This window comes from Bradyrhizobium embrapense (assembly GCF_001189235.2).
GTDB classification, from domain to species: Bacteria; Pseudomonadota; Alphaproteobacteria; order Rhizobiales; family Xanthobacteraceae; genus Bradyrhizobium; species Bradyrhizobium embrapense.
This window is the reverse complement of sequence record NZ_LFIP02000010.1, coordinates 60,090-82,805: the sequence shown is the minus strand read 5'-3', so window position 1 is coordinate 82,805 and position 22,716 is coordinate 60,090. Positions and strand designations below refer to the sequence as shown.

Annotated in this window: 23 protein-coding genes and 1 tRNA gene; 12 read left to right on the top strand and 12 right to left on the bottom strand. The window is 64.4% G+C overall.

The features are described from left to right. Positions 1–28: 28 nt before the first annotated feature. The 3 genes from rpsA to aroA all read right to left on the bottom strand — a co-directional run bounded on the left by rpsA (position 29) and on the right by aroA (position 4,080). Positions 29–1,738, bottom strand: coding sequence for a 30S ribosomal protein S1 (rpsA, locus tag AKN83_RS31725; RefSeq protein WP_050404279.1), 1,710 nt, complete (start codon positions 1,736–1,738; stop codon positions 29–31). 378 nt (positions 1,739–2,116) lie between these two features. After that, positions 2,117–2,746 carry a (d)CMP kinase gene (gene cmk / locus AKN83_RS31720; protein WP_050404280.1) on the bottom strand — a complete coding sequence of 210 codons (630 nt, stop codon included), beginning with the start codon at positions 2,744–2,746 and terminating at the stop codon, positions 2,117–2,119. Continuing rightward, positions 2,743–4,080, bottom strand: a complete 1,338-nt coding sequence (gene aroA, locus AKN83_RS31715; RefSeq protein WP_050404281.1) for a 3-phosphoshikimate 1-carboxyvinyltransferase — start codon at positions 4,078–4,080, stop codon at positions 2,743–2,745. Before aroA ends, cmk begins: the two co-directional genes overlap by 4 nt. Positions 4,081–4,226: 146 nt before the next feature. Here aroA and AKN83_RS31710 point away from each other — a divergent pair, with 146 nt between their 5' ends. The 3 genes from AKN83_RS31710 (at position 4,227) to AKN83_RS31700 (ending at position 5,175) form a co-directional block, all read left to right on the top strand. Beyond that, positions 4,227–4,634, top strand: coding sequence for a TIGR02300 family protein (locus tag AKN83_RS31710; RefSeq protein ID WP_050404342.1), 408 nt, complete (start codon positions 4,227–4,229; stop codon positions 4,632–4,634). 95 nt (positions 4,635–4,729) lie between these two features. Continuing rightward, positions 4,730–4,805 (top strand) — tRNA-Ala (locus AKN83_RS31705). A gap of 130 nt (positions 4,806–4,935) precedes the next feature. Further along, the gene (locus AKN83_RS31700) at positions 4,936–5,175 is read left to right on the top strand and encodes a GIY-YIG nuclease family protein (protein WP_050404282.1); all 240 of its coding nucleotides are present in this window, start codon (positions 4,936–4,938) and stop codon (positions 5,173–5,175) included. Positions 5,176–5,191: 16 nt separating this feature from the next. Here the strand turns inward: AKN83_RS31700 and AKN83_RS31695 are convergent, their stop codons facing one another. Continuing rightward, positions 5,192–5,653, bottom strand: coding sequence for a MarR family winged helix-turn-helix transcriptional regulator (locus AKN83_RS31695; protein ID WP_050404343.1), 462 nt, complete (start codon positions 5,651–5,653; stop codon positions 5,192–5,194). A 186-nt stretch (positions 5,654–5,839) separates the two neighbouring features. Here AKN83_RS31695 and AKN83_RS31690 point away from each other — a divergent pair, with 186 nt between their 5' ends. From AKN83_RS31690 to AKN83_RS31655, 8 genes are all read left to right on the top strand, one after another. Then, the gene (locus AKN83_RS31690) at positions 5,840–6,265 is read left to right on the top strand and encodes an organic hydroperoxide resistance protein (RefSeq protein WP_063695625.1); all 426 of its coding nucleotides are present in this window, start codon (positions 5,840–5,842) and stop codon (positions 6,263–6,265) included. Between the two features lie 217 nt (positions 6,266–6,482). Next, the gene (locus AKN83_RS31685) at positions 6,483–7,688 is read left to right on the top strand and encodes a CaiB/BaiF CoA transferase family protein (RefSeq protein WP_050404284.1); all 1,206 of its coding nucleotides are present in this window, start codon (positions 6,483–6,485) and stop codon (positions 7,686–7,688) included. Between the two features lie 266 nt (positions 7,689–7,954). Continuing rightward, the gene (gene ugpB, locus AKN83_RS31680) at positions 7,955–9,271 is read left to right on the top strand and encodes a sn-glycerol-3-phosphate ABC transporter substrate-binding protein UgpB (protein WP_050404285.1); all 1,317 of its coding nucleotides are present in this window, start codon (positions 7,955–7,957) and stop codon (positions 9,269–9,271) included. Between the two features lie 64 nt (positions 9,272–9,335). Continuing rightward, positions 9,336–10,217 carry a sn-glycerol-3-phosphate ABC transporter permease UgpA gene (gene ugpA / locus AKN83_RS31675; protein WP_050404286.1) on the top strand — a complete coding sequence of 294 codons (882 nt, stop codon included), beginning with the start codon at positions 9,336–9,338 and terminating at the stop codon, positions 10,215–10,217. Continuing rightward, positions 10,217–11,065, top strand: a complete 849-nt coding sequence (gene ugpE, locus AKN83_RS31670) for a sn-glycerol-3-phosphate ABC transporter permease UgpE (protein ID WP_050404287.1) — start codon at positions 10,217–10,219, stop codon at positions 11,063–11,065. Before ugpA ends, ugpE begins: the two co-directional genes overlap by 1 nt. Then, positions 11,065–12,147 (top strand): sn-glycerol-3-phosphate import ATP-binding protein UgpC, encoded by a 1,083-nt coding sequence (locus AKN83_RS31665; protein WP_050404288.1) that lies wholly within the window; start codon positions 11,065–11,067, stop codon positions 12,145–12,147. The genes ugpE and AKN83_RS31665 overlap by 1 nt, the downstream gene beginning before the upstream one ends. A 171-nt stretch (positions 12,148–12,318) precedes the next feature. Further along, a complete protein-coding gene (locus tag AKN83_RS31660; protein WP_021082592.1) occupies positions 12,319–12,744 on the top strand; it encodes an Hsp20 family protein in 426 nt (141 codons plus the stop codon). Between the two features lie 50 nt (positions 12,745–12,794). Next, positions 12,795–13,064: a BQ00720 family protein gene (locus AKN83_RS31655; protein WP_050404289.1), complete on the top strand. Its 270-nt coding sequence runs from the start codon at positions 12,795–12,797 to the stop codon at positions 13,062–13,064. Between the two features lie 88 nt (positions 13,065–13,152). Here AKN83_RS31655 and AKN83_RS31650 read toward each other — a convergent pair whose 3' ends face one another. From AKN83_RS31650 to AKN83_RS31635, 4 genes are all read right to left on the bottom strand, one after another. Then, positions 13,153–13,491 carry a DUF6665 family protein gene (locus tag AKN83_RS31650; protein WP_050404344.1) on the bottom strand — a complete coding sequence of 113 codons (339 nt, stop codon included), beginning with the start codon at positions 13,489–13,491 and terminating at the stop codon, positions 13,153–13,155. A gap of 76 nt (positions 13,492–13,567) precedes the next feature. Further along, positions 13,568–15,091 (bottom strand): acyl-CoA synthetase, encoded by a 1,524-nt coding sequence (locus AKN83_RS31645; RefSeq protein WP_050404290.1) that lies wholly within the window; start codon positions 15,089–15,091, stop codon positions 13,568–13,570. Positions 15,092–15,233: 142 nt separating this feature from the next. After that, positions 15,234–16,364: a DUF5938 domain-containing protein gene (locus AKN83_RS31640; RefSeq protein ID WP_050404291.1), complete on the bottom strand. Its 1,131-nt coding sequence runs from the start codon at positions 16,362–16,364 to the stop codon at positions 15,234–15,236. Between the two features lie 35 nt (positions 16,365–16,399). Then, positions 16,400–17,203: an SDR family NAD(P)-dependent oxidoreductase gene (locus AKN83_RS31635; RefSeq protein ID WP_050404345.1), complete on the bottom strand. Its 804-nt coding sequence runs from the start codon at positions 17,201–17,203 to the stop codon at positions 16,400–16,402. A 333-nt stretch (positions 17,204–17,536) separates the two neighbouring features. Between AKN83_RS31635 and AKN83_RS31630 the strand changes: the two genes are divergently transcribed. After that, entirely contained in the window at positions 17,537–18,175 is a 639-nt protein-coding gene (locus AKN83_RS31630) for a TetR/AcrR family transcriptional regulator (RefSeq protein ID WP_157113661.1), read from the top strand. Between the two features lie 210 nt (positions 18,176–18,385). Here AKN83_RS31630 and ptsN read toward each other — a convergent pair whose 3' ends face one another. The 4 genes from ptsN to lptB all read right to left on the bottom strand — a co-directional run bounded on the left by ptsN (position 18,386) and on the right by lptB (position 22,610). After that, on the bottom strand, positions 18,386–18,847 hold the full coding sequence (ptsN, locus tag AKN83_RS31625) for a PTS IIA-like nitrogen regulatory protein PtsN (protein WP_016843543.1): 462 nt from the start codon (positions 18,845–18,847) through the stop codon (positions 18,386–18,388). A 230-nt stretch (positions 18,848–19,077) separates the two neighbouring features. Then, positions 19,078–19,692, bottom strand: coding sequence for a ribosome hibernation-promoting factor, HPF/YfiA family (gene hpf, locus AKN83_RS31620; protein WP_050404292.1), 615 nt, complete (start codon positions 19,690–19,692; stop codon positions 19,078–19,080). Between the two features lie 185 nt (positions 19,693–19,877). Next, positions 19,878–21,533: an RNA polymerase factor sigma-54 gene (rpoN, locus tag AKN83_RS31615; RefSeq protein ID WP_050404293.1), complete on the bottom strand. Its 1,656-nt coding sequence runs from the start codon at positions 21,531–21,533 to the stop codon at positions 19,878–19,880. 90 nt (positions 21,534–21,623) lie between these two features. Further along, positions 21,624–22,610 carry an LPS export ABC transporter ATP-binding protein gene (gene lptB / locus AKN83_RS31610; RefSeq protein ID WP_050404294.1) on the bottom strand — a complete coding sequence of 329 codons (987 nt, stop codon included), beginning with the start codon at positions 22,608–22,610 and terminating at the stop codon, positions 21,624–21,626. Positions 22,611–22,716 lie beyond the last annotated feature (106 nt).

Sequence of the window (22,716 nt, the reverse complement as noted above, 5' to 3'; positions counted from 1 at the left end):
CCGATGTTCGCCTCAACGAGACGGGTGCTTACTTGTCGGTACCGCGGTTCTTCAGCGCGGTGCCGAGGATGTCGCCGAGCGTCGCTCCCGAATCGGAGGAGCCGTACTGCGCGATGGCTTCCTTCTCTTCGGCAACTTCCAGCGCCTTGATCGAGACCTGCACCTTGCGGGCCTTCTTGTCGAACTGGATGACGCGGGCATCGACCTTCTCGCCGACGGCAAAGCGTTCGGCGCGCTGGTCGTTGCGATCGCGGGCCAGCTCGGACCGCTTGATGAAGGTGGTGAACTCGGTGCCCGAAATCCGGACCTCGATGCCGCTCTCCTTCACTTCGAGCACTTCGCAGGTCACGACCGCGCCCTTCTTGACGTCGCCCGGCTCGGCGAAGGGGTCGCCTTCGAGCTGCTTGACGCCGAGCGAGATGCGCTCCTTCTCGACATCGACATCGAGCACCACGGCCTTGACCATGTCGCCCTTCTTGAAGTTGTCGATGACCTGCTCGCCCGGAAGCTTCCAGTCGAGGTCGGAGAGGTGGACCATGCCGTCGACGTCGCCCTCGAGGCCGAGGAACAGACCGAACTCGGTCTTGTTCTTGACCTCGCCCTCCACCACCGAACCGACGGGGAACTTCTCGACGAAGACTTCCCAGGGATTGCGCATGGTCTGCTTGAGACCGAGCGAGATGCGGCGCTTGACCGAATCCACTTCGAGCACCTGCACTTCGACTTCCTGCGAGGTCGAAACGATCTTGCCGGGGTGCATGTTTTTCTTGGTCCACGACATCTCGGAGACGTGGATCAGGCCTTCGATGCCCGGCTCGAGCTCGACGAACGCGCCGTAGTCAGTGATGTTGGTGACGCGGCCGGTGAAGCGGGCACCCAACGGGTACTTGGCTTCGATGCCCTGCCACGGATCATCCAGCAGCTGCTTCATGCCCAGCGAGATGCGGTGGGTCTCGTGGTTGATCTTGATGATCTTGACCTTCACGGTCTGGCCGATGGTCAGCACCTCGGTCGGGTGGTTGACGCGGCGCCAGGCGATATCGGTCACGTGGAGCAGGCCGTCGATGCCGCCGAGATCAACGAACGCACCGTAGTCGGTGATGTTCTTGACCACGCCGTCGATCACCTGACCCTCTTCGAGGTTCTGCACCAGCTCCTGGCGCTGCTCGGCGCGGGTCTCTTCGAGAACCGTGCGGCGCGACACCACGATGTTGCCGCGGCGGCGGTCCATCTTGAGGATCTGGAACGGCTGCGAGTTGTTCATCAGCGGCGCAACGTCGCGGATCGGACGAATGTCGACCTGCGAGCGCGGCAGGAAGGCCACCGCACCGTCGAGGTCGACCGTGAAGCCGCCCTTGACCTGGTTGAAGATGACGCCGTTGACCTTTTCGTTGTTCTGGAACGCCTTCTCGAGCTTGCCCCAGCTCTCCTCGCGGCGTGCCTTGTCGCGCGACAGCACGGCTTCGCCGAGCGCATTCTCGATCCGGTCGAGGAACACCTCGACTTCGTCGCCGACTTTCAGATCGCTTTCACGGCCGGGGCCGGCGAATTCGCGCAGCGCGACGCGGCCTTCGGTCTTCAGGCCGACGTCGATGACGGCCATGTCCTTCTCAATTGCAACCACCTTGCCCTTGATGACCGAGCTTTCCTGCAAATTGCCGCCGGCAAAGGACTCATCAAGCATCGCCGCGAAGTCGTCGCGGGTCGGGGTATAGGAAGACACAGTATTCGAAGCCATTTGTTCTCCAGTGCGGGATCTTGCCGGCCGTTCGGGTTGATGGGCGCACCGCGCGTGAAGTGTCAGGGTTCCGCAAACCCTGACGACCGCTCATTGCAGGAGGTGCAACAGCGGGCCGGCAGCAAAACTGCACGTTCGGTACGTTTGAATTGATTGGAGCCTGATAACGAAAATATCGCCTTCAAGACCTGGGAGCGGGCGTTCCTCCAGATGCGGCGAGGGCTAAAACCCGGCGCCGGCCCGCTCAGACACGGCCTCGACACGGTCGATGGCGCTCCGAACGGCGCTGATATAGCCCTGCAAGCCGTTTTCGGCAAGCAGGAAATGCCCCATTTTGCTGGGTTTTCGGGCCGAAAGGGCCCTCCGATACGGGCTATTTTAGCGTCGGGCGCGCGCCGCCTCGACGATGGCGATAGCGGCGCGGACGCCAGCCTCGATGTCGAGATTGGAATTATCCAGCGTGTGGGCGTCCGGAGCCGGCCGCAACGGCGCAATGGCGCGGTTCTGGTCCCGCTCGTCGCGCTTGAGGATGTCGGCCAGCACCGCCTCTTCGTCGGCGTCCTCGCCGCGCGCGCGGGCCTCCAGGGTGCGCCGCCGTGCCCGCACGCGGGGATCGGCGACCACGAAGATCTTCACGTCGGCGTCCGGGCAGATCACGGTGCCGATATCGCGGCCATCGAGCACCGCACCGGGCGGATCGGCGGCGAACTGTCGTTGGAAGCTGACCAGCGCCTCGCGCACCCTCGGAAAGGCCGAGACAACCGACGCGCCCTCGCCGACCTTCTGGGTCTTCAGGATCGGATTGCCGAATTTTTCGGGATCGAGTTCGAGCGCAACGGCCACCGCCAGCGCCTCGTCGGTGAGGTCGGCACCCTGCGCCATCATCGCATAGGCCACCGCGCGGTAGATCACACCGGTGTCGAGATGGCGATAGCCGTAATGGTGGGCGAGCCGCTTGCCGAGCGTGCCCTTGCCGGAGGCGGCGGGTCCGTCGATGGCGATGATCATGCGAAGTCAGCTCCGAGCGCGCGCATCATCGGGATGAAATCCGGGAAACTGGTGGCGATGAAGGCGGTGTCATCGATCTTCACCGGCCGATCCGAAGCACAGCCCATCACCAGCGCCGACATCGCGATGCGATGATCCATGTGGGTCGCAACGAGGCCACCGCCTGGAACGTGGCCGCGGCCCTCGACGATCAAGTCATCGCCGGAAACCTCGACCTTGACGCCGTTGACGCGCAGCATGTCGGCGGTGGCTTCGAGGCGGTCGGATTCCTTGACACGCAGCTCCTGCAGGCCGCGCATGATCGTGGTTCCCTCGGCAAACGCCGCCGCAACCGCCAGCACCAGATATTCGTCGATCATCGACGGCGCGCGCTCCGGCGGCACCTCGACGCCCTTCAGCTTCGAGGCCCGCACGCGCAATTGCGCCATCGGCTCGCCGGCATCGCCGCGCACATCGCTCTCGTCAATCGAGGCGCCCATTTCGCGCAGCGTGGTGAATAGGCCGGTGCGCAGCGGATTGGTCATCACGTCGGAGAACACGACGTCGGACCCTTCGACAATCAGCGCCGCCACGATCGGGAACGAGGCCGAGGACGGATCGGCGGGTACCACGACCTCTGCGCCGTGCAGCTCTGGCTCGCCGTTCAGCGAGATCCGGCGGCCGTGGCTGCCTTCCTTCTCCGAGGAGATCTCGGCGCCGAAATGCTTCAGCATCAGCTCGGTGTGGTCGCGGCTCGCCTCCTGCTCGATGACCATCGTGATGCCGGGCGCGGACAGCCCCGCCAGCAGCACCGCGGACTTGATCTGGGCCGAGGCGACCGGGGTCTTGTAGACGATCGGCACGGGATAACGGGCGCCATGCAGGGTGAGCGGCAGCCGGCCGCCCTCCCTGATATCGCTGGTCCGGGCACCCATCAGCTCCAGCGGATCGAGAATCCGGCGCATCGGCCGCGAACGCAGCGAGGCGTCGCCGTCGAAAACCGCCGCGATCGGGCAGCCGGCCACCGCGCCCATCACCAGCCGGCAGCCGGTGCCGGAATTGCCGAAATCGAGCGGGGCCGAGGGCTGGGCGAAGCCGCCGACGCCGACGCCGGCGACCGACCACGCAAAAGGCGCCGTCCGCTCCACCCTGGCGCCCAGCGCGCGCATGGATTTGGCGGTATTGAGGACGTCTTCGCCCTCCAGAAGGCCGGAAATGCGGGTTTCGCCGACCGAAAGCGCCCCGAGGATCAGGGCACGGTGGGAAATCGATTTGTCGCCGGGAACGCGGACCTTGCCGGCCAGCGGGCCGCAGGCGCGTGATTCCAGCGGCGTCGGGGTGTCGGAATGAGCCAAGATTGTGTCCTCTCGCGCCGCGGCAGGTATCACATAGGCAACACCGCGTCACGCGCCCGTCACTTGCGCGCACACCGCTATTGACAGCGGCGGCTCAACTAGCCAAGTGAAGCTCCGTTTTTCAGCAAAATTCTGGGATGACCACGTTGGCCAAGTCCGAGCTCGGAACCAAGCGCATTTGCCCGACCACGGGCAAGAAGTTCTACGATCTCAACAAGAATCCGGTGATTTCGCCCTACACCGGTGAGGTTGTGCCGATCGCGCCCGTAGCCCCGCCGCGGGGCCGTGGCGCCCCCGTCAATTCGCCTGCGACCGCCGCCGACATGCCGGAGCCCGCCGAGGCCGAAGAATTGGTCTCGCTCGAGGAGGCCGATGCCGAGGAGAACACCGGCAAGGTCAAGGCGCAGGTTCCCGAATCCGAGGACGATATCGAGGTCGATGAGACCATCGACGACGATGACGACGACGATTCGACCTTCATCGCCGACGAGGAAGAGGGCGATGAGGACGTCACCGATATCATTGGTGACGTCGGCGGCGACGAAGAGACTTGAGATCGGCGCCGATCTGTGATCAACGGTGCTCCCGCGCGAGTCGCCTAGGCCGTGCGGACCGGGATTGATCCCCCAGGATCGACCCAACTGGATAAGGGGCCATAGCTCAGCTGGGAGAGCGCTTGCATGGCATGCAAGAGGTCGGCGGTTCGATCCCGCCTGGCTCCACCACGCTTCGCCCTTCGGGCTACGCGTGGCGCAGCCGCGCGGAGCCTGAGGGGCGAAGCGTGGTGTCCGGCGTGGCCCGAAGGGCGAAGACGGACTGCCAAGGGTTCTGTTGCCCGCGCTTCAGTGGATGCGAATGTGGTACGTCTACATCATCCGCAGCATCGAATTACCTGACCAGGAATACGTTGGCGCCACCGAGGACCTGAAGCGCCGCATCCCCGAGCAGAACGCCGGCAAATCCGCGCACACTTCAAAATTCAAGCCGTGGGAGCTGGTCTGGTACTGCGCATTCCCAGACAAGTACAAAGCCCTCGCGTTCGAGAAGTATCTCAAATCGCACAGCGGCCGCGCCTTCGCCAGGAAGCGGCTCTAGTCTAGCCACCGTCCGCCTACTCCCCCAGCGCCGCATTCAACCGGTCGCGCAGGGCGACGATCTCGTCCTTCATCGCCAGCAACTCACCAACCGTGCAGTCGGAAGCTGCGAGGATCGACTGCGGAACGGCCTTGGCCTTTTCGCGCAGCGCGTGGCCCTGCGGCGTCAGCGCGATCAGCACGACCCGCTCGTCCTCGGTGCTGCGGGTCCGCCTGATCAGCTCGGCCGCCTCCAGCCGCTTCAGCAGCGGAGTCAACGTGCCGGAATCCAGGAACAGGCGCTCGCCGAGGTCCTTCACCGCCACGTCGTCGCGCTCCCACAGCGCCAGCATCACGAGATACTGCGGATAGGTGAGGCCGAGCCGGTCGAGCAGCGGCTTGTAGACGCGGTTGAAGGCGTGCGCGGTCGAATAGACCGCAAAGCAGATCTGGTTATCGAGCCGCAGCGCCTGATCCGCCGCCGTCTGTTTCCTGACCATGATTCCCATCGAATCCATCTCGCTTTCCGGGTCATTCTGGCCTCCCGTGACCGCGGATTCAATTGCGAACAATTAAATGTGAGGCCGCATATTTTACATTGTGCACAATATAACTGTGTGCAATACATCTCTCGTCGAATTCAAACCCAAGCCTAAACTACCCGGTCCAAACCAAGGGAGACCACGATGTCTGTGAACGTGCTCTACAAGACCAGCGCCAAGGCAACCGGCGGCCGCGACGGCCATGCGGCAACGCTCGACGGCGCGCTCGACGTCAAGCTCACCACCCCGAAGGAGCTCGGTGGCGGCGGTGGCGCTGGCAACAATCCGGAGCAGCTGTTCGCGGCCGGCTATGCCGCCTGCTTTATCGGAGCCATGAAGTTCGTGGCCTCCCAGGGCGGCCCCAAGGTTCCGGCCGACGCCGCGGTGACCTCGACGGTCGGCATCGGCCCGCGCTCGGAAGGTGGCTTCGGCCTCGCGGTCGAGCTCGCCGTCTCGCTGCCCGGCCTGTCCCGCGCCGACGCCGAGGCGCTGGTCGAGAAGGCCCACCATGTGTGCCCCTATTCCAACGCGACCCGCGGCAATGTCGACGTCAAGCTGAGCGTCGTCTAGTCCACCGACTGCCGATAGTCTGCCACGTGCCGCGTGGCGGACTATTGCGTTTCAAGAGAGCACTGCAGATGCCAGTTCGCTTCTTTCAGTTCGCTTGGCGAACGTACGCGCCGCCTGCTGCATGGGCCTGCGCCGACGGAAGCATTGCTGCCTAGCCTGAAGACCGTTAGCTCTGGGATCGCATTTTTCCGATCCCAACTGAGCGAAGGTTGTTTCCATGAATACCCCAGCGGCTACGGGCGCGATGGCCGGACTGCGCGTGATCGATCTGACGCGTGTGCTCGGCGGCCCGTATTGCACCCAGATCCTTGCCGACCACGGCGCCGACGTGATCAAGGTCGAGCCGCCCGCCGGCGACGAGGTGCGCGACTGGGGCCCTCCCTTCCATGAGGAGGACGCGGCCTATTTCGTCGGCATCAACCGCAACAAGCGTTCGATCGGCCTCGACCTCGCCTCCGAGGGCGGACGCACCGTGCTGATGAAGATGCTCGAGACCGCCGACGTGCTGATCGAGAATTTCAAGCCAGGCACGCTCGACAAATGGGGCATCGGCAACGACGTGCTGCGCGCGAAGTTTCCGCGTCTCGTGCATTGCCGGATCTCCGGCTTCGGCGCCGACGGCCCGCGCGGCGGCAATCCCGGCTATGACGCGATCATCCAAGCGATGACCGGCATGATCGCGGCGACCGGTTCGCCGGAGAGTGGCCCGATGCGCATCGGCGTGCCGCTGGTCGACATCACGACCGGTCTCTATGCGGCGATCGGCATCCTGATGGCGCTGTCGGAGCGGCAGCGCTCCGGGCTCGGCCAGTTCATCGAGACCACGCTGTACGAGACCGGGCTCGCGATCATGCATCCGCACACCGCGAACTATTTCATGCATGGCAAGCCGCCATCGCTCACCGGCAACGAGCATCCGAACCTCGTGCCCTACGCGATCTTCCCGACCAAGACCGACAACATCTTCATCGGCGTCGGCAATGACGGCACCTTCCGCAAGCTCGCCAAGGAGATCGGCAAGCCCGAGCTCGGCACCGATCCGCGCTTTGCCCGCAACAAGGATCGCATCGCCAACCGCGACGCGCTGCGCGCCGAGCTTGCCGCGGTCTTCAGCCAGCACGAGGCCGAGCCGCTGTGCAACCGGCTGCTCGCCGCCGGCCTGCCGGCCGGCCCGGTGCAGAAGATCGACCAGGCGCTGACCAACCCGCATACGATCCATCGCGGTGACGTCATCGAGAAGGATTGGTACAAGGGCGTCGCCTCGCCGATCCGCCTCGACCGCACCAAGCCGAGCCTCCGCCGCACGCCGCCGAAGTTCAGCCAGCACGCCGCCGAAGTGCTCGGCGAGTTCGGCTACTCCAAGGATGAGATCAGCGGCCTGATCGACAAGGGCGTGGTCTGCGGCCCTCAGCGAAAGCGCTGATAGCACCTCGAACCAAGCCCGTCCCGCACGCGATGTGGGACGGGCACCGGTTTTCCGTCAAGCCAACACGTCCTGCCCCTGCGGTGCAACGTCGCGTCCGGCGTTGCACCGCACGCACGTGGGCTGCGATGTCAGCCTTTTTTACCGCTTCCCTTCGCCTCGGCTTCCCCCCTACCATGGCTTTCGTTTATACGGTCATTTGAACGTCATCCGGCGCTGATAACGCGCGCAACGAAAGATGGCGTTCCAACCGGGAGGGGCTTTTGATGATCTTCAGACGACTTGGCGCTGCTGCGGCAGCCGCTGCCGCACTTGTATTCGCGTCGCCTGCGTTTGCGGTGACGGAGATTCAGTGGTGGCACGCGATGACCGGCGCCAACAACGACGTCATCGTCAAGCTGGCCAACGACTTCAACGCTTCGCAGTCCGACTACAAGGTGATCCCGACCTACAAGGGCGGCTATGCCGACACCATGAACGCCGGCATCGCCGCCTTCCGTGCCGGCAACGCGCCGGCCATCATGCAGGTGTTCGAGGTCGGCACCGCGACCATGATGGCCGCCACCGGCGCCGTGAAGCCGGTCTACAAGCTGATGGCCGACGCCGGCGAGAAGTTCGATCCGAGCGTCTATCTGCCCGCGATCACCGGCTACTACTCGACCTCGAAGGGCGAGATGCTGTCGTTCCCCTTCAACTCGTCCTCGACCGTGATGTGGGTCAATCTCGACGCGCTGAAGAAGGCCAACATCGCCGAGATCCCGAAGACCTGGCCGCAGGTGTTCGAGGACGCCAAGAAACTGAAGGCCGCCGGCTACGCCACCTGCGGCTTCTCCGGCTCGTGGGTCACCTGGGTCAATCTCGAGCAGCTCTCGGCATGGCACAACGTGCCGCTCGCCAGCAAGGCCAACGGCCTCGACGGCTTCGACACCGTGCTCGAATTCAACGGCCCGCTGCAGGTCAAGCATCTCGAGAACCTGGTCGAGCTGCAGAAGGACAAGACCTACGACTATGCCGGCCGCACCAACACCGGCGAAGGCCGCTTCACCTCCGGCGAGTGCCCGATCTACCTGACCTCGTCGGCCTTCTTCGGCAACGTCAAGGCGCAGGCCAAGTTCAACTTCACCGCCGCGCCGATGCCCTATTATCCCGACGTCAAGAGCGCACCGCAGAACTCGATCATCGGTGGCGCCTCGCTCTGGATCATGGGCGGCAAATCGGCCGAGGAATACAAGGGCGTCGCCAAATTCCTGACCTTCCTCTCGGACACCGACCGCCAGGTCTGGATCCACAAGGCCTCGGGCTATCTGCCGATCACCAAGGCGGCTTACGCCAAGGCCAAGGAAGAGGGCTTCTACAAGGACCAGCCCTATCTGGAGACCCCGCTGCTCGAACTCACCAACAAGGAGCCGACCGAGAACTCCCGCGGTCTGCGTCTCGGCAACATGGTGCAGCTGCGCGACATGTGGTCGGAGGAGATCGAGCAGGCGCTGGCCGGCAAGAAGACCGCCAAGCAGGCGCTGGACTCGGCCGTCGAGCGCGGCAACCAGATGCTGCGGCAGTTTGAAAAGACCGCCGTCCACTGACATGATGATGCCTTGAGGCACCCGGCAGGCCGCAAGCGCGCGGCCTGCCAATTCTTCCGAGATCATGCAGAAGCAATCGATTTTCCAATCAAAGCTGTTGCCGTACGCGCTGGTTGCCCCGCAACTCGCGATCGTCCTGATCTTCTTCTACTGGCCGGCCGCGCAGGCGGTGATCCAGTCCTTCCTGCTGCAGGACGCCTTCGGCCTTTCCACCAGCTTCGTGTGGTTCGAGAACTATCTCGAATTGTTCAAGGACCCGGCCTATTTCGCCGCGATCGTCCGAACCTTCGCGTTCTCGTTCGCGATCGCAGTGTCCTCGCTGTCGTTCGCGCTGCTGCTCGCCGTGATGGCCGACAAGCCGCTGCGCGGCTCGACGCTCTACCGCACGCTGCTGATCTGGCCCTACGCCGTCGCCCCGCCGGTGGTCGGCGTGCTCTGGGTGTTCATGCTGCACCCTTCGCTCGGTGTGCTGTCCCGCTATCTGCGCGCCATGGGCGTCGACTGGAATCCACTGCTCAACGGCGACCAGGCGGCGGCCCTGATCATCCTCGCCGCGGCCTGGAAGCAGATCTCCTACAATTTCCTGTTCTTCCTCGCAGGCCTGCAGAGCATCCCGAAGAGCGTGATCGAGGCCGCCGCGATCGACGGCGCCCGCCCGATGCGGCGGTTCTGGACCGTGATCTTCCCGCTGCTGTCGCCGACCATCTTCTTCCTGCTGGTCATCAACATCGTCTACGCCTTCTTCGACACCTTCGGCATCATCGACACGATGACCCGCGGCGGCCCCGGCAAGGCGACCGAAACGCTGGTCTACAAGGTCTACACGGACGGCCTGCTCGGCGGCAATCTCGGCTCCTCGGCGGCGCAATCGGTCATTCTGATGGTCATCGTCGTCGTGCTGACGGGCATCCAGTTCCGCTTCGTCGAACGCAAGGTGACCTACTGATGGTCGAGGAGGAAGGCTTCCAGCGCTATCTGGCTCACATCATCCTGTGGATCGGGATCGCGATCGTCGCCTTCCCGGTCTATCTGGCGCTCGTCGCCTCGACCCAGGACAACGCCGTCATCGCCAACGGCCAGATGTCGCTGCTGCCCGGCGGCCATTTCCTCGAGACCTACTACCAGACGCTGTTCGTCGGCACGAGCGGCTCGACCCGCGAGCCGGTGCTCAACATGATGCTGAACTCGCTGATCATGGCGCTGCTGATCGCGGTCGGCAAGATCGCGATCTCGATCATCTCGGCCTACGCGATCGTCTATTTCCGGTTTCCGTTCCGGATGGCGATCTTCTGGATCATCTTCATCACCTTGATGCTGCCGGTCGAGGTACGCATCTATCCGACCTACAAGATCGTTGCCGATCTGCATCTGCTCGACAGCTATGCCGGCCTGTCGCTGCCGCTGATCGCCTCCGCCACCGCGACGCTGCTGTTCCGGCAGTTCTTCATGACCGTGCCGGATGAATTGCTGGAGGCCTCGCGCATCGACGGCGCAGGCCCGTTCCGCTTCTTCTGGGATACGCTGCTGCCGCTCTCGCGCACCAACATGGCCGCGCTGTTCGTGATCCTGTTCATCCTCGGCTGGAATCAGTATCTCTGGCCGCTTTTGATCACCACGCGCGACGACATGCAGACCATCCAGGTCGGCATCCGCAAGATGATCACCACGACCGACGCGCTGACCGAATGGCCTGTGGTGATGGCGACGGCGCTGCTCGCGATGCTGCCGCCGGTGTTCGTCGTCGTCGTGATGCAGAAACTGTTCGTGCGCGGATTGGTGGAGACGGAAAAGTAATGGCTAACGTCACGCTGCGCAGCGTCCGCAAGACCTATCCCGGCGGCTTCGAGGCCATCAAGGGCGTCGATGTCGACGTCGGCGACGGCCAGTTCTGCGTGCTGGTCGGCCCAAGCGGCTGCGGCAAGTCCACGCTGTTGCGCATGGTCGCGGGGCTGGAGACCATCACCGGCGGCGAGATCGACATCGGCGGCCGCGTCGTCAACCAGATCGAGCCCGCCGATCGCGACATCGCGATGGTGTTCCAGAACTACGCGCTCTACCCGCATATGAGCGTCTACAACAACATGGCCTATGGCCTGCGCAACCGCGGCATGGCTGAAGCCGAGATCAAGACCCGCGTCGAGGAAGCCGCCCGCGTCCTCGAACTGTCGCCGATGCTGGAGCGCAAGCCGCGGCAGCTCTCCGGCGGCCAGCGCCAGCGCGTCGCGATGGGCCGCGCCATCGTGCGCCAGCCGAAAGTGTTCCTGTTCGACGAGCCGCTGTCGAACCTCGACGCCAAGCTGCGCATCGCGATGCGGGTCGAGATCCGCAAGCTGCAGCGCCGGCTCAACACCACCTCGATCTACGTCACCCACGACCAGCTCGAGGCGATGACGCTCGCCGACATCCTCGTGGTGATGAATGGCGGCCAGGTCGAGCAGATCGGCAATCCGCTGGACATCTATCAGAAGCCGGCGACCACCTTCGTCGCCTCCTTCATCGGCGCGCCGCCGATGAACCTGATGCCGCTGCGTTCGGACGAGCTGACCTCCCAGATCGCGGGCGCCGATGGCGCCGGCATCGTCGGTATCCGGCCGGAGGATTTCGTGATCACGGCCGAGACTGCCGCCGGCGGCGTCGCGCTCGGCCTGACGGTCGAGGCGATCGAGCATGTCGGTGCCGAGACCTTCGTCTACGGCAGCCGCCAGCGCGAGGAGCGAGGCGTTGCCGCCAATCCGGGCGAGCTGCCGCCGGGCGAGGTCATCGTCCGGGTTCCCGGCGCCACTGGACCTGCCGTCGGCGAGCGGATCCGGGCGGTTGCGCCACGCGATAAACTGCATCTATTTACCGCCGACGGCCGCAAGCGCGTCAGCCCGTAACCGATCGGGAAGAATTTACCCTCATGTTGCGGGCGTTTAGGCTGGTTTCGGGGCTGCTTGAACGCTATCCAGATCGCCCCCATATCCCTCACTGACCGGCAGGCCAGACGGCCCGCCGGTTGCATGGGGTGCCGCAAGGGCCCCTCAAAGTCGCTTCGAGAGGACTTTGTAATGTCTCGTGTTCCATCGTTGTCCAGTCCGTTCCTTCTGGGATTCGACGAGATCGAGCGTGCGCTCGACCGCGTCGTGAAGGGCGCTGACGGCTATCCTCCGTACAACATCGAACGGTGCGACCGTACCAACGGGCAGCCCGAGCGGCTCCGCATCACGTTGGCGGTGGCGGGCTTCACCCGCGACCAACTCGATGTAACTATTGAGGAAAATCAGCTCGTCATCCGCGGCCGCCAGCAGGACGACAAGGCTCGGCAATACATCCATCGCGGCATCGCCGCGCGCCACTTCCAGCGCACCTTCGTGCTGGCGGAGGGGATGCAGGTGCTGGGCGCGGATCTGAAGAACGGGCTGTTGTCGATCGACCTGGCGAGGCCAGAACCTGAACGGGTCATTAAGACAATCGCTATCAATGAACACGAATAATAGAAACAAGGAGCGGACTCGACCGCTTATCTGACTGAGGAGTCGAGACCATGAGTGACATGAGTACCACCACCATCGAATCCAGCAACGTCACGCCGGAAGCGCTGGCCCATCTGGGCGAAGGTCATATCGCCTATGTGAAGCAGGTCCGTTCCGAGGACGTGCCCGATCTCTTTCCGCAGGCGCCGAAGATCGCGCCGGGCCTCAAGCTGTTCGCACTGCATGCCGCCGACGGCACGCCGATCATGCTGACCGACAGCCGCGAAGCCGCGATCGCGAACGCCTGGAGCAACGAGCTGCAGGCCGTCAGCGTCCACTGACGCCCGGCTCAATCCAACATCCGCGAGTTCGATGCGCGGGCAGGCCTCGACACCGAGGCCGCCCGCGCATTTTTTATGGCCGTATCCTTTATGACGATGTGTTTGATGCGGCGAGCATCGGCCCCATGCTGAGCTGCACCTCGCCGGGCACGTTGTAGTCGCGCATCAGCATGCGGTTGTTGCGCAACCCGCACGCCTCCCGCTGCACCACGAACATCCAGAGCGCATGACCGGCCTCCCGCACAAGGATGCGGCGCGCCTGTTGTCTTGCTTCGGAGGGCTGATGGGCAGCATCGAACTCGCGCAGCTTAGCGAGCGCCTGTTCCAGCGCGCGGCCCATGCGTCCGAGTGCGCTCGCCCGCTCCTCGGCGAGCTCGTAGGCGAGAACATCGATCGGAGCACGGTCAAGGCGAAAATCGCGGGACATCAGCCATCCCTGGTTCGCACGCGCAATATTGCGCACGACCGTCTTCTGGCGTCACCGGCAAGTTGTCAATACACGTTCAGGCCAGCCGCGCGCGGATGTCGGGCTTCAGCACCTTGCCGACCTTGGAACGTGGCAGATCATTCCAGACCTCGATCTGCTTCGGCGTCTTGATGCTGCCGATCTGCTGCTTGACGAAGGCGGCGAGCGCAATCGCATCGACGGTTTGGCCGGCGCGCGGCTGCACCACGGCGACGATGCGCTCGCCCCATTTGTCGTCGGGCAGCCCGATGACGGCGCAATCCTGTACCGCCTCATGGGCACGCAACGCATTCTCGACCTCGATCGAATAGACGTTGAAGCCGCCGGTGATGATCATGTCCTTGGCGCGATCGACGATGTAGAGGTAGCCGTCGTCGTCGATGTAGCCGATATCACCAGTGTGGTGCCAGCCATGCGCCGAGGCCTCGCGTGTGGCCTCCGGGTTCTTGTAGTAGCCTGCCATGACGAGCGAACCACGCACCACGATCTCGCCGCGCGATCCCGAGGGCAGCAGCTTGCCGTCGCCATCCATGATGCCGGCCTGCACCAGCGGGCCGATCCGTCCGGCGGAGGCAAGGCGCTCCATCGCGATGGAGCCGTCCGCATTGTAGTGATCGGCCGGCGCCATCATCGAGATCATCATCGGCGCCTCGGTCTGGCCGAACAACTGCGCCATCGGCCCGATCCGTTGCAACGCTTCCGCGAGCCGCGTCGCCGAAATCGGTGCCGCGCCGTACCAGAAGCATTGCAGCGAGCTGCGGTCGGTCGCATCGAGCCTCGGATGATCGAGCAGCATGTAGATCACGGTCGGCGGCAGGAATGTGTGCGTGACGCGATAGCGCTCGATCAGCGTGAGGAACTCGCCGATGTCGGGGTGATGCATGATCACGACGCGGCCGCCCAGCGTCATGATCGGGAAGCAAAGCACGCCGGCGGCATGGGTCAGCGGCGCCAGCGCGAGGTAGACCGGACGGCCCTTGAACGGATAGCCCATCAAGGTCAGCGCCGTCATCGCCTCGATGTTGCGTCCCGAGAGCATCACGCCCTTGGGCTTGCCGGTGGTGCCGCCGGTGCCCGGGATCATCGCGAGATCGTCGATCGTCTCGCGCTGATAGACATCATCGGCGAGCCCGCTGAGCCAGCGATCGAATGACGGCGCGAACGGCAATTCGGTATCGAGGCAGACCAGCGCGCGCAGCTTGGGCAGATCCTGCCGCACGGCCTCGACCATCGGCGCGAAGCTCGAATGAAACAGCAGCAGGCTGCAATCGAACTGGTCGAGGATGAACTTGTTCTCGGTCGCCTCGTTGCGCGGGTTGATCGGGCACCACACCGCGGCGGCGCGCGAGATGCCGAACACGCAAGAGAACGCGAGCGGATCGTTGCCGGACAGGATCGCAACCTTGTCGCCGGGCGCGATGCCGGATCGCTCGAGCCCGCGCGCGATCCGGTAGCTCAGCCGCTGCACCTCGCCATAGCTGAGGTCGCGGCCGTCCATGGTGAGGCACGGCGCATCAGTGCCGAGCGAGGCACCCTTGTCGAGGTAATCGATGAAGCGCATGGCGGGCCTCGCGCAAAGGGCGGGTGACGCGCGACTGCGTCACCCGCGCAAGGGGCGTTTTCGAGCAAATCGGATACCGGTCCGCCTGACGAAAACGCTTCAGGGAGCGGAATGCTGAGCCCCATCCGATCGGGGCTCAAGCTCAATCATGCACGGTCAGGACCGGCTTGCCGATCAGGCCGAAGCTGCGCAATTGGCCGAGCAGTTCGTGATGTCCGAACGCCTGGCAGCCGGAGGCGAAGCCTGTGCGCTTGGGCGGCTGCTGCAGCAGATACGCCGCGGCAAAGGCCTGCAGCATGCCGGTCTGCTTGTAGTTGCTGTTGCCGTAGATGACGCAGTGCGCGCGCCCCAGCGGGCCGGAGGCATACACCGAATCCATCGACTTGTTGACGCGAGGGTTCTCGCGCGGCGGCATGGTGTTCATCACGCCGGCAGCAGTCTGCGCCAGCGCGGCATAGCGCTCGTCGGGCTTCATGTCCTTGGTCGCCTCGAGCGCTGCGGCGACGATCTGCGGCACGCCCAGCATCAGCGCGCGGTTGAACACGCCGCCCAGCACCTTCACGTTGGCAACGCGCGGATCGCGCTTGAACCACACCGGGTGCGAGGTGCCGCCCCAGGGCAGCGCCAGCGCCAGCTCGTGCTGGCCGGGGATGGCGAGGCTGGTAAGGCCGGCATCGGGCTGATGCTCGACGTATTTGTTCTGCTCGAGATAGTAGGCCTTGGCCATCGCGGCGTTGACCAGGATGGTCTGCGTCGAGGCGATGGTCGGGCTGCCGCCCCAGAACACCGCGATATCGAGCGTGTCGAGACCGGGTGTCTCCAGGCACAGCTGCGCGGCGATCTCGCCGGTGGTGTACATCTGCGCGATGCCTGGCGCGAGCAACAGGCCGGCATTGCCGAACTTCGTGCCGAACTCCTGTTCGAGCGTGATCAGCCAGTCCTGCTCGCCGGTCGTGTCGGTGTAGTGGCACTTGGCGGCGAGGCAGGCCTGCACCACCTCGGTGCCGAACTTGGCGAACGGACCCACGGTGTTGAGCACCACCGAGGCGCCCTTGAACAGTTCGGTCAGCGCAGCCGTGCTGTGCGGCACCGTTACCACCTCGTAGTCGGCGGTCTCGATGCCGGCGACATTCGACTTCATCGCGGCGTTGAGCTTCTCGCCGCTGCGGCCGGCGGCGATGAAAGGAATATTGTACTCGCGCAGATATTCGCAGACCAGCCGGCCGGTGTAGCCGGACGCGCCATAGACGATGACGGGCTTCTTCTCGCTCATTGCGTTCCTCCGAAATGCGTGTTGTCGCGTTCTTGCTACATGCCCATGCCGCCATCGACCGGCAGACCGATGCCGGTGATGAAGCGGGCCTCGTTCGAGCACAGGAACACCGCGGCATCGGCGATGTCGGAGACCTCGGCGAGCTTGCCGAGCGGCGTCTGCTCCACCACCGAGCCAACCGCGGCATTGACGTCCGCCGCGAGACCGATCTTCACGATGTCATGGGCGAGCTGCAGGCCCATGTCGGTCGGGATCAGGCCGGGATAGATGCAGTTCACCCGCACCCCATAGCCGAGCTTGCCGGCTTCCATCGCGGCGACCCGCGTCATGCGATCGACCGCGGATTTGGTACCGGAATAGACCGCGATGCTCGGAAAGGCGATCGTCGCCGCGACCGAGGCGATGTTGACGACCGCGCCGCCCTTGCCCGCAGCTCCGCCCGGCCGCATCGCGCGGAAGGCGTGCTTCATGCCGAGCACGGTGCCGACGATGTTGACCTCGCACATCCGGCGCGCATCCTCGGCCTTGATATCGGCGACCAGCGAGGTGATCTCGATGCCGGCATTGTTGATCAAGATGTCGAAGCCGCCCAGCGTTTCGACCGTCGCGGCGGCGGCTCGCTCCCATTGCGCGTCGTCGGTGACGTCGAGCCTGACGAAGCCGGTCTTCACCCCGGCCTTGGCGACCTCGGCGGCGCTGGCCTTGCCGGCGTCGTCGAGAATATCTCCGATCATGACCGCGGCGCCGGACCGCGCCAACGCCTGCGCGATGGCCGCGCCAATCCCCCGGGCGCCGCCGGTGACCAGGGCTTTCCTACCTTCAAGGCTCTTCCCACTCATGACGTAGTCCTCCCTTTGCTTGGTGATTTTGATTGGTGCCGCGGACGGCGCGGGCATGGGCCGGCGGTCGCATGGTCTCAGCGCATTGGTGACGGCGGCCGGCATCGGCGAGGCGCAACGCTGGCGCGCCCGGCAGTGCATTTCCTCCTTGATGTCGTTAGGTCAGCCGTCTTGACGGTTGTCCAAATTATTGAACCAACCCTCGTCCAGGAACTTGACACTTGTCAAGCCTGAATTTGACAAGTGTCAAAGAGGATGATTGTGAAGAGATGGAGTGCGCCGCGGTTTGCGCGGTATAAGTTCGCTCGAGGGAAGAGACAGGAAAGGCACGAGATGGCGCGGCAAGCGACGGGAGCGGCCCACCGCGTGACGGTGGCAGCCGAGACACTGCGCGACGAGAAGTTCAACGCCCGCCGCATCGAGCTTGCCGAAGCCGCGCTGGAAACGCTTGGCGAACTCGGCTTCGCGCGCACCAGCCTGCGCGAGATCGCGCAGAACTCCGCATTCACGCACGGCGTGTTTCACTACTACTTCAGCGACAAGCTCGACCTGATCTGCTGCTGCGTCCGTCACTACAAGGCGAAATGCGTGACGCGCTACGACGAGGTGGTGACGACGGCGCGCAGCCGCGACGAACTGACCGAAGGCTTTCTCGCCAAGCTCGCGGCGACGTTGCGCGACGAAGCGCGCATGCACCGGCTCTGGTACGATCTGCGCTCGCAGGCGATGTTCGAGCCGGCGTTTCGCAAGGACGTGCTCGAGATCGACAAGAGCCTGGAAGCGATGATCTGGCGGATCGCCACGCGCTACGCAGAGCTCGGCAACAGGAAGCCGGCATCGTCTCCGGCCGCGCTCTACGCGCTGTTCGACGGCCTTTTCCAGAGCGCGCTGCTCAGGCACCTCGCCAGCGACGAGAAGGCCGTGCCCGATCTGCTCGACGAAGTCCGTCGCCTGCTGCCGACGATCTGCTGAGAGAATTGCGGCATACACAGCTTCGTAGCCCGCATGAAGCGCAGCGAAATCCGGGACTCGTGCCAGCCGTGAGATTTGCCCCGGATTGCGCTTCGCTTCATCCGGGCTACGGGAATTCGAACGTCGACGACGCATTGGCGCGCGTCATCACGTGGCGCATCGATCATGCTCCGGTGACAGTTGCGCGAACGAGTTCGCTGACGCGGTTGATTACGCCGCGCTCGCCGGCGGCAGCGCGAGCACCGAGTAGATCGCCTGCGCGTCGCGCGAGGCGCGCAGCTTCTTGGCGACGTCCTGGTCGCGCAGCAGGCGGGCGATGCGCGCCAGCGCCTTGAGGTGGTCGGCGCCGGCGCCTTCCGGCGCCAGCAACAGGAAGATCAGATCGACCGGCTGGCCGTCCATCGCCTCGAAATCGATCGGGCGCTCGAGGCGGGCGAAGAAGCCGAACAGCTTCTCCAGCTTGGGCAGCTTGCCGTGGGGAATGGCGACGCCATAGCCGACCGCCGTGGTGCCGAGCTTCTCGCGCTGCAGCAGCACTTCAAAGATCGCGCGTTCGTTCTGCCCGGTCAGCGCGGATGCACGCGCCGCGAGTTCCTGCAGCGCCTGCTTCTTGCTGATGACTTTCAAAGCCGGAAGTATCGCCTCGGGTGCGACCAGATCGGTAATCGGCATTGGGACGTTCCGAGGTGAATGAACCGTCAGGTTGCGAATAGGCTTTACAGCGGCGGCGTCAAGAAGTTGAGGTGGGATGCGGGCTTAGCCCGGGTCCAGCTGGCAGGGCTTCTACTCCAACGTATCGGCGGTGCCAACACCTGCGAACCCTGTTCCGCCCCCTTATTGCCGGAGGCGGCGGACCATAAGCAGGGCGGGCTTCGGACGTCAATGCCATCTGCCAACTATCCTCAGGGGCTCACCGCCGGCGGATCGACCCAGCCGACATTGCCGTCCGTACGGCGGTATATGATGTTCAACCGGCCACTGCCGCCATGCTGGAATACCAGGCAGGAGGCACCGGTCAGATCGAGCTCCATCACGGCTTCGCTGACCGACAGCCGCTTCAGCGCAGTGGTTGCCTCGGCAATGATCACCGGGCTGTACTCGGTGATCTCGTCCTCGTTCTCGGGTGCCTCGATGACGTAGCTCGGCGCGTCGAGGCCTGCGCTGTTGAGGCCTGCGCCGTTCAATTCGGCAAGCGCAGCGGTCGCGGCATAGGCCTTGCGGGCCGAGCGGTCCTTGAGCCGGCTCTTGTAGCGGCGCAGCCGCTTCTCGATCATCAGGAGCGCGGCGTCCGCGCTGGCATAGGCGTCGGCGGCGTTGGATTCGGCTTCCAGCGTGATGCCGGAATCCAGATGCAGCGCGCAGTCGGTGCGGAAGCCAAAGCCATCCTTGCTCAGCGTGATGTGACCAGAATAGTTGCCATCAAAATACTTTCGCAGGACCTCGTCGGTGCGCTCGCTGACGCGCGCGCGAAGCGCCTCGCCGATGCTGATGCTCTTTCCCGAGATTCGAAGGGTCATTTGATGCCTCGATTGCTGGATGCCTCGATCACTCTTGCAGGAGCGTGGAGCTTGCTGGGCTTCCGGTTACCTCCCTGTCTGGATGGCGCTTCGCCTGGAGAGGTTGAGACTATTCCGATTTGGCACGAACGCAACGAGCGGATGGCCCGCTCCGTACTCGGACGGAGCCATACTCAAGAAGTAACCTAAACGGGGGCTGTATCGCGCGAGCGGTCGGGCGAGGAGGCAGGAGCCGAAAGGGCATTACCGAGCATGCTCTGTTTGTCACGGCGGCGCTGCACCGAGGATGGTATCCGCATCGCCTCGCGGTACTTCGCGACGGTGCGGCGGGCAATATCAATGCCCGAAGCGCGCAAACGTTCCACGATCGTGTCGTCGGACAGGATCGCCGACGGCGCCTCGCCGTCGATCAACTGCTTGATGTGGTGACGCACCGCTTCGGCCGAATGCGCCTCTCCGCCGTCGGCGGAAGCGATCGACGCGGTGAAAAAATACTTCAATTCAAAACTGCCGCGATTGGTCGCCATGTATTTGTTGGCCGTGACGCGCGACACCGTCGATTCATGCATCTGGATCGCATCCGCTACCGCCTTCAGATTGAGCGGCCGCAGATGCGCGACGCCATAGGTGAAGAATCCATCCTGCTGGCGGACGATTTCAGTTGCGACCTTCAGGATGGTTCGGGCTCGCTGATCGAGCGCGCGCACCAGCCAGGTCGCGTTCTGCAGGCAATCGGTGAAGTACGACTTGTCCCCGTCCTTGCGGATCGTCTTCGACAGCTCAGAGTAATAGGTCTGGTTGACCAGCACGCGCGGCAGAGTGTCGCTGTTGAGCTCGACATGCCAGCCGCCGTCGGGACCCGGACGCACATAGACGTCGGGCACCATGGTCTGCGTCCGCGCGGTGCCGAACTTCAGCCCGGGCTTCGGATCGAGCCGGCGGATCTCGGCGATCATGTCGGTGATGTCTTCGTCGTCGACGCCGCACAGCTTTCGCAGGGCCGCGATGTCGCGCTTGGCGAGCAGGTCGAGATGCTCGACCAGCGCCTGCATCGCCGGATCGTAGCGATCGAGCTCGCGCAGCTGGATCGCCAGGCACTCGCTCAGGTTTCGCGCGCACACGCCCGGCGGATCGAACTTCTGCAGCACCGCGAGGACCTCGTCGACCGCCTGCTGCGAGGCACCGAGCCGCTCGGCGGCCTGGCCGAGGTCGGCCGGCAGGTAGCCGGCGTCGTCGACCAGGTCGATCAGGTACTGCCCGATCATGCGCTGCGCCGGCGCCGAGAACGCCACCGCGAGCTGTTCGGCAAGGTGGTCGGCGAGCGTCAGCTCGGCGGCCACGAAGGCTTCGAGATTGTATTCGTCGTCGCTGGAGGCCCCACCGCCCCATTCGGTATAGACCGACGGGGCTGCGTCCTGCGCGGCGCGCGCGGCGGCTTCGGCCGGTTCCTCGGCGAACACATTGTCGAGCCTGGTATCGAGCGTCTGCTCGATCTCGGCTCGGGTGCCGAGGTCGCGGTTCAGCCATTCCTCCTGGCCGGGCTCAAAGCCGGCCTCGCCGCCCGAACCTGCAGCCATGTCAGAGGCGTCGCCATCGTCCCCGTAGCTATTGGAACCGTTGGAATCGCCGTAGTCCGGCCGCTCCATCACCGGCTCGCCCGCCACCGGTGGCTCCGGCCCGTCTGCGGCCCGCTCGAGCAGCGGATTGCGTTCCAGCTCTTCCTCGACAAAGGCCGACAGATCCAGGTTCGACAGTTGCAGCAGCTTGATCGCCTGCATCAGCTGCGGCGTCATCACCAGCGACTGCGACTGGCGGAACTCTAGTCTTTGCGTCAGTGCCATGGAGGCAAGATCGACCTTAAAAGTTGGCTCGATTCTTGCTTATCTTAGTCCGTGAAGCTTGTACACGGCTTGACGGACGCAAAATTTTGGCTACAGCCGGAATTCTTCGCCAAGGTAAAGCCGGCGTACATCGGGGTCGTTAACGATCTCCTCGGGGCTGCCCTCAGTCAAGATCTCACCGGCATAGACGATGTAGGCACGGTCGGTCAGGCCGAGCGTCTCGCGGACGTTATGGTCGGTGATGAGCACGCCGATGCCGCGGTTGGTCAGATGACGGACGAGGTCCTGAATGTCGCCGACCGCGATCGGGTCGATGCCGGCGAACGGCTCGTCGAGCAGCATGTAATTCGGACGCGTCGCCAGCGCGCGCGCAATCTCGACGCGGCGGCGCTCGCCGCCGGACAGCGCGATCGACGGGCTCTTGCGCAGCCGCGTGATGTTGAACTCGTCGAGCAGCGAATCCAGTTCGTGCTCGCGCTTCTTCCTCGAGGGCTCGACGACCTCGAGCACCGCGCGGATGTTCTGCTCGACCGACAGGCCGCGGAAGATCGAGGCCTCCTGCGGCAAATAGCCGATGCCGAGGCGCGCGCGCTGATACATCGGCAGCTTGGTGACGTCATGGCCGTCGAGCTCGATCGCGCCGCGATCGGCCTTGATCAGGCCGGTGATCATGTAGAACACCGTGGTCTTGCCGGCGCCGTTGGGTCCGAGCAGGCCGACCGCCTCGCCGCGGCGCACATAGATGCTGACGCCGCGCACGACCTGGCGGCTGCCAAAACTCTTTTCCACGCTGTGCACAGCGAGGTAGCCCGGCCGCTTGATGAGCTGCGGCGCTGAAGCGGCGTTGTTCCTGGCCGGCCTTGCCCGCGCCGGGGCGGCCGCAGCCGCTGGCTGGGATCGCGGCAGCTCGACGGCGGGAACCGGAGCGGCACGCGCCATCGGCGGCGCGTCGCGCACCGGTGACGTCAGCATCTCGCCGAACTGGTCGCCGAGCGCCGTGATGTCGTCATGCGCGCGCGCAAATCCGGAACTGCGTTTCGCAGGGCGCCGCCGGAACATGCCGAGAAAATCCACCATCCCCGCTTCGCTTCAGCCTTTCACGGTGATCCCGCGACCTTGCCTGCGGACCGATCGATTCGCACGGCAAAGCGCGATCACCCGCGCCTTGAATGAATGGATGCCC

Bases quoted from the DNA above. Each gene is read 5' to 3' on its own strand.
- AKN83_RS31640 (WP_050404291.1), bottom strand. From the start codon at position 16,364: ATGAGCGAGAAGAAGCCCGTCATCGTCTATGGCGCGTCCGGCTACACC.
- AKN83_RS31695 (WP_050404343.1), bottom strand. From the start codon at position 5,653: ATGGTCAGGAAACAGACGGCGGCGGATCAGGCGCTGCGGCTCGATAAC.
- ptsN (WP_016843543.1), bottom strand. From the start codon at position 18,847: ATGCCGATTACCGATCTGGTCGCACCCGAGGCGATACTTCCGGCTTTG.
- ugpB (WP_050404285.1), top strand. From the start codon at position 7,955: ATGATCTTCAGACGACTTGGCGCTGCTGCGGCAGCCGCTGCCGCACTT.
- AKN83_RS31685 (WP_050404284.1), top strand. From the start codon at position 6,483: ATGAATACCCCAGCGGCTACGGGCGCGATGGCCGGACTGCGCGTGATC.
- lptB (WP_050404294.1), bottom strand. From the start codon at position 22,610: ATGGTGGATTTTCTCGGCATGTTCCGGCGGCGCCCTGCGAAACGCAGT.
- ugpA (WP_050404286.1), top strand. From the start codon at position 9,336: ATGCAGAAGCAATCGATTTTCCAATCAAAGCTGTTGCCGTACGCGCTG.
- rpoN (WP_050404293.1), bottom strand. From the start codon at position 21,533: ATGGCACTGACGCAAAGACTAGAGTTCCGCCAGTCGCAGTCGCTGGTG.
- AKN83_RS31690 (WP_063695625.1), top strand. From the start codon at position 5,840: ATGTCTGTGAACGTGCTCTACAAGACCAGCGCCAAGGCAACCGGCGGC.
- AKN83_RS31655 (WP_050404289.1), top strand. From the start codon at position 12,795: ATGAGTGACATGAGTACCACCACCATCGAATCCAGCAACGTCACGCCG.
- cmk (WP_050404280.1), bottom strand. From the start codon at position 2,746: ATGATCATCGCCATCGACGGACCCGCCGCCTCCGGCAAGGGCACGCTC.
- AKN83_RS31635 (WP_050404345.1), bottom strand. From the start codon at position 17,203: ATGAGTGGGAAGAGCCTTGAAGGTAGGAAAGCCCTGGTCACCGGCGGC.
- AKN83_RS31700 (WP_050404282.1), top strand. From the start codon at position 4,936: ATGTGGTACGTCTACATCATCCGCAGCATCGAATTACCTGACCAGGAA.
- AKN83_RS31650 (WP_050404344.1), bottom strand. From the start codon at position 13,491: ATGTCCCGCGATTTTCGCCTTGACCGTGCTCCGATCGATGTTCTCGCC.
- ugpE (WP_050404287.1), top strand. From the start codon at position 10,217: ATGGTCGAGGAGGAAGGCTTCCAGCGCTATCTGGCTCACATCATCCTG.
- AKN83_RS31665 (WP_050404288.1), top strand. From the start codon at position 11,065: ATGGCTAACGTCACGCTGCGCAGCGTCCGCAAGACCTATCCCGGCGGC.
- rpsA (WP_050404279.1), bottom strand. From the start codon at position 1,738: ATGGCTTCGAATACTGTGTCTTCCTATACCCCGACCCGCGACGACTTC.
- AKN83_RS31630 (WP_157113661.1), top strand. From the start codon at position 17,537: ATGGCGCGGCAAGCGACGGGAGCGGCCCACCGCGTGACGGTGGCAGCC.
- hpf (WP_050404292.1), bottom strand. From the start codon at position 19,692: ATGACCCTTCGAATCTCGGGAAAGAGCATCAGCATCGGCGAGGCGCTT.
- AKN83_RS31645 (WP_050404290.1), bottom strand. From the start codon at position 15,091: ATGCGCTTCATCGATTACCTCGACAAGGGTGCCTCGCTCGGCACTGAT.
- AKN83_RS31660 (WP_021082592.1), top strand. From the start codon at position 12,319: ATGTCTCGTGTTCCATCGTTGTCCAGTCCGTTCCTTCTGGGATTCGAC.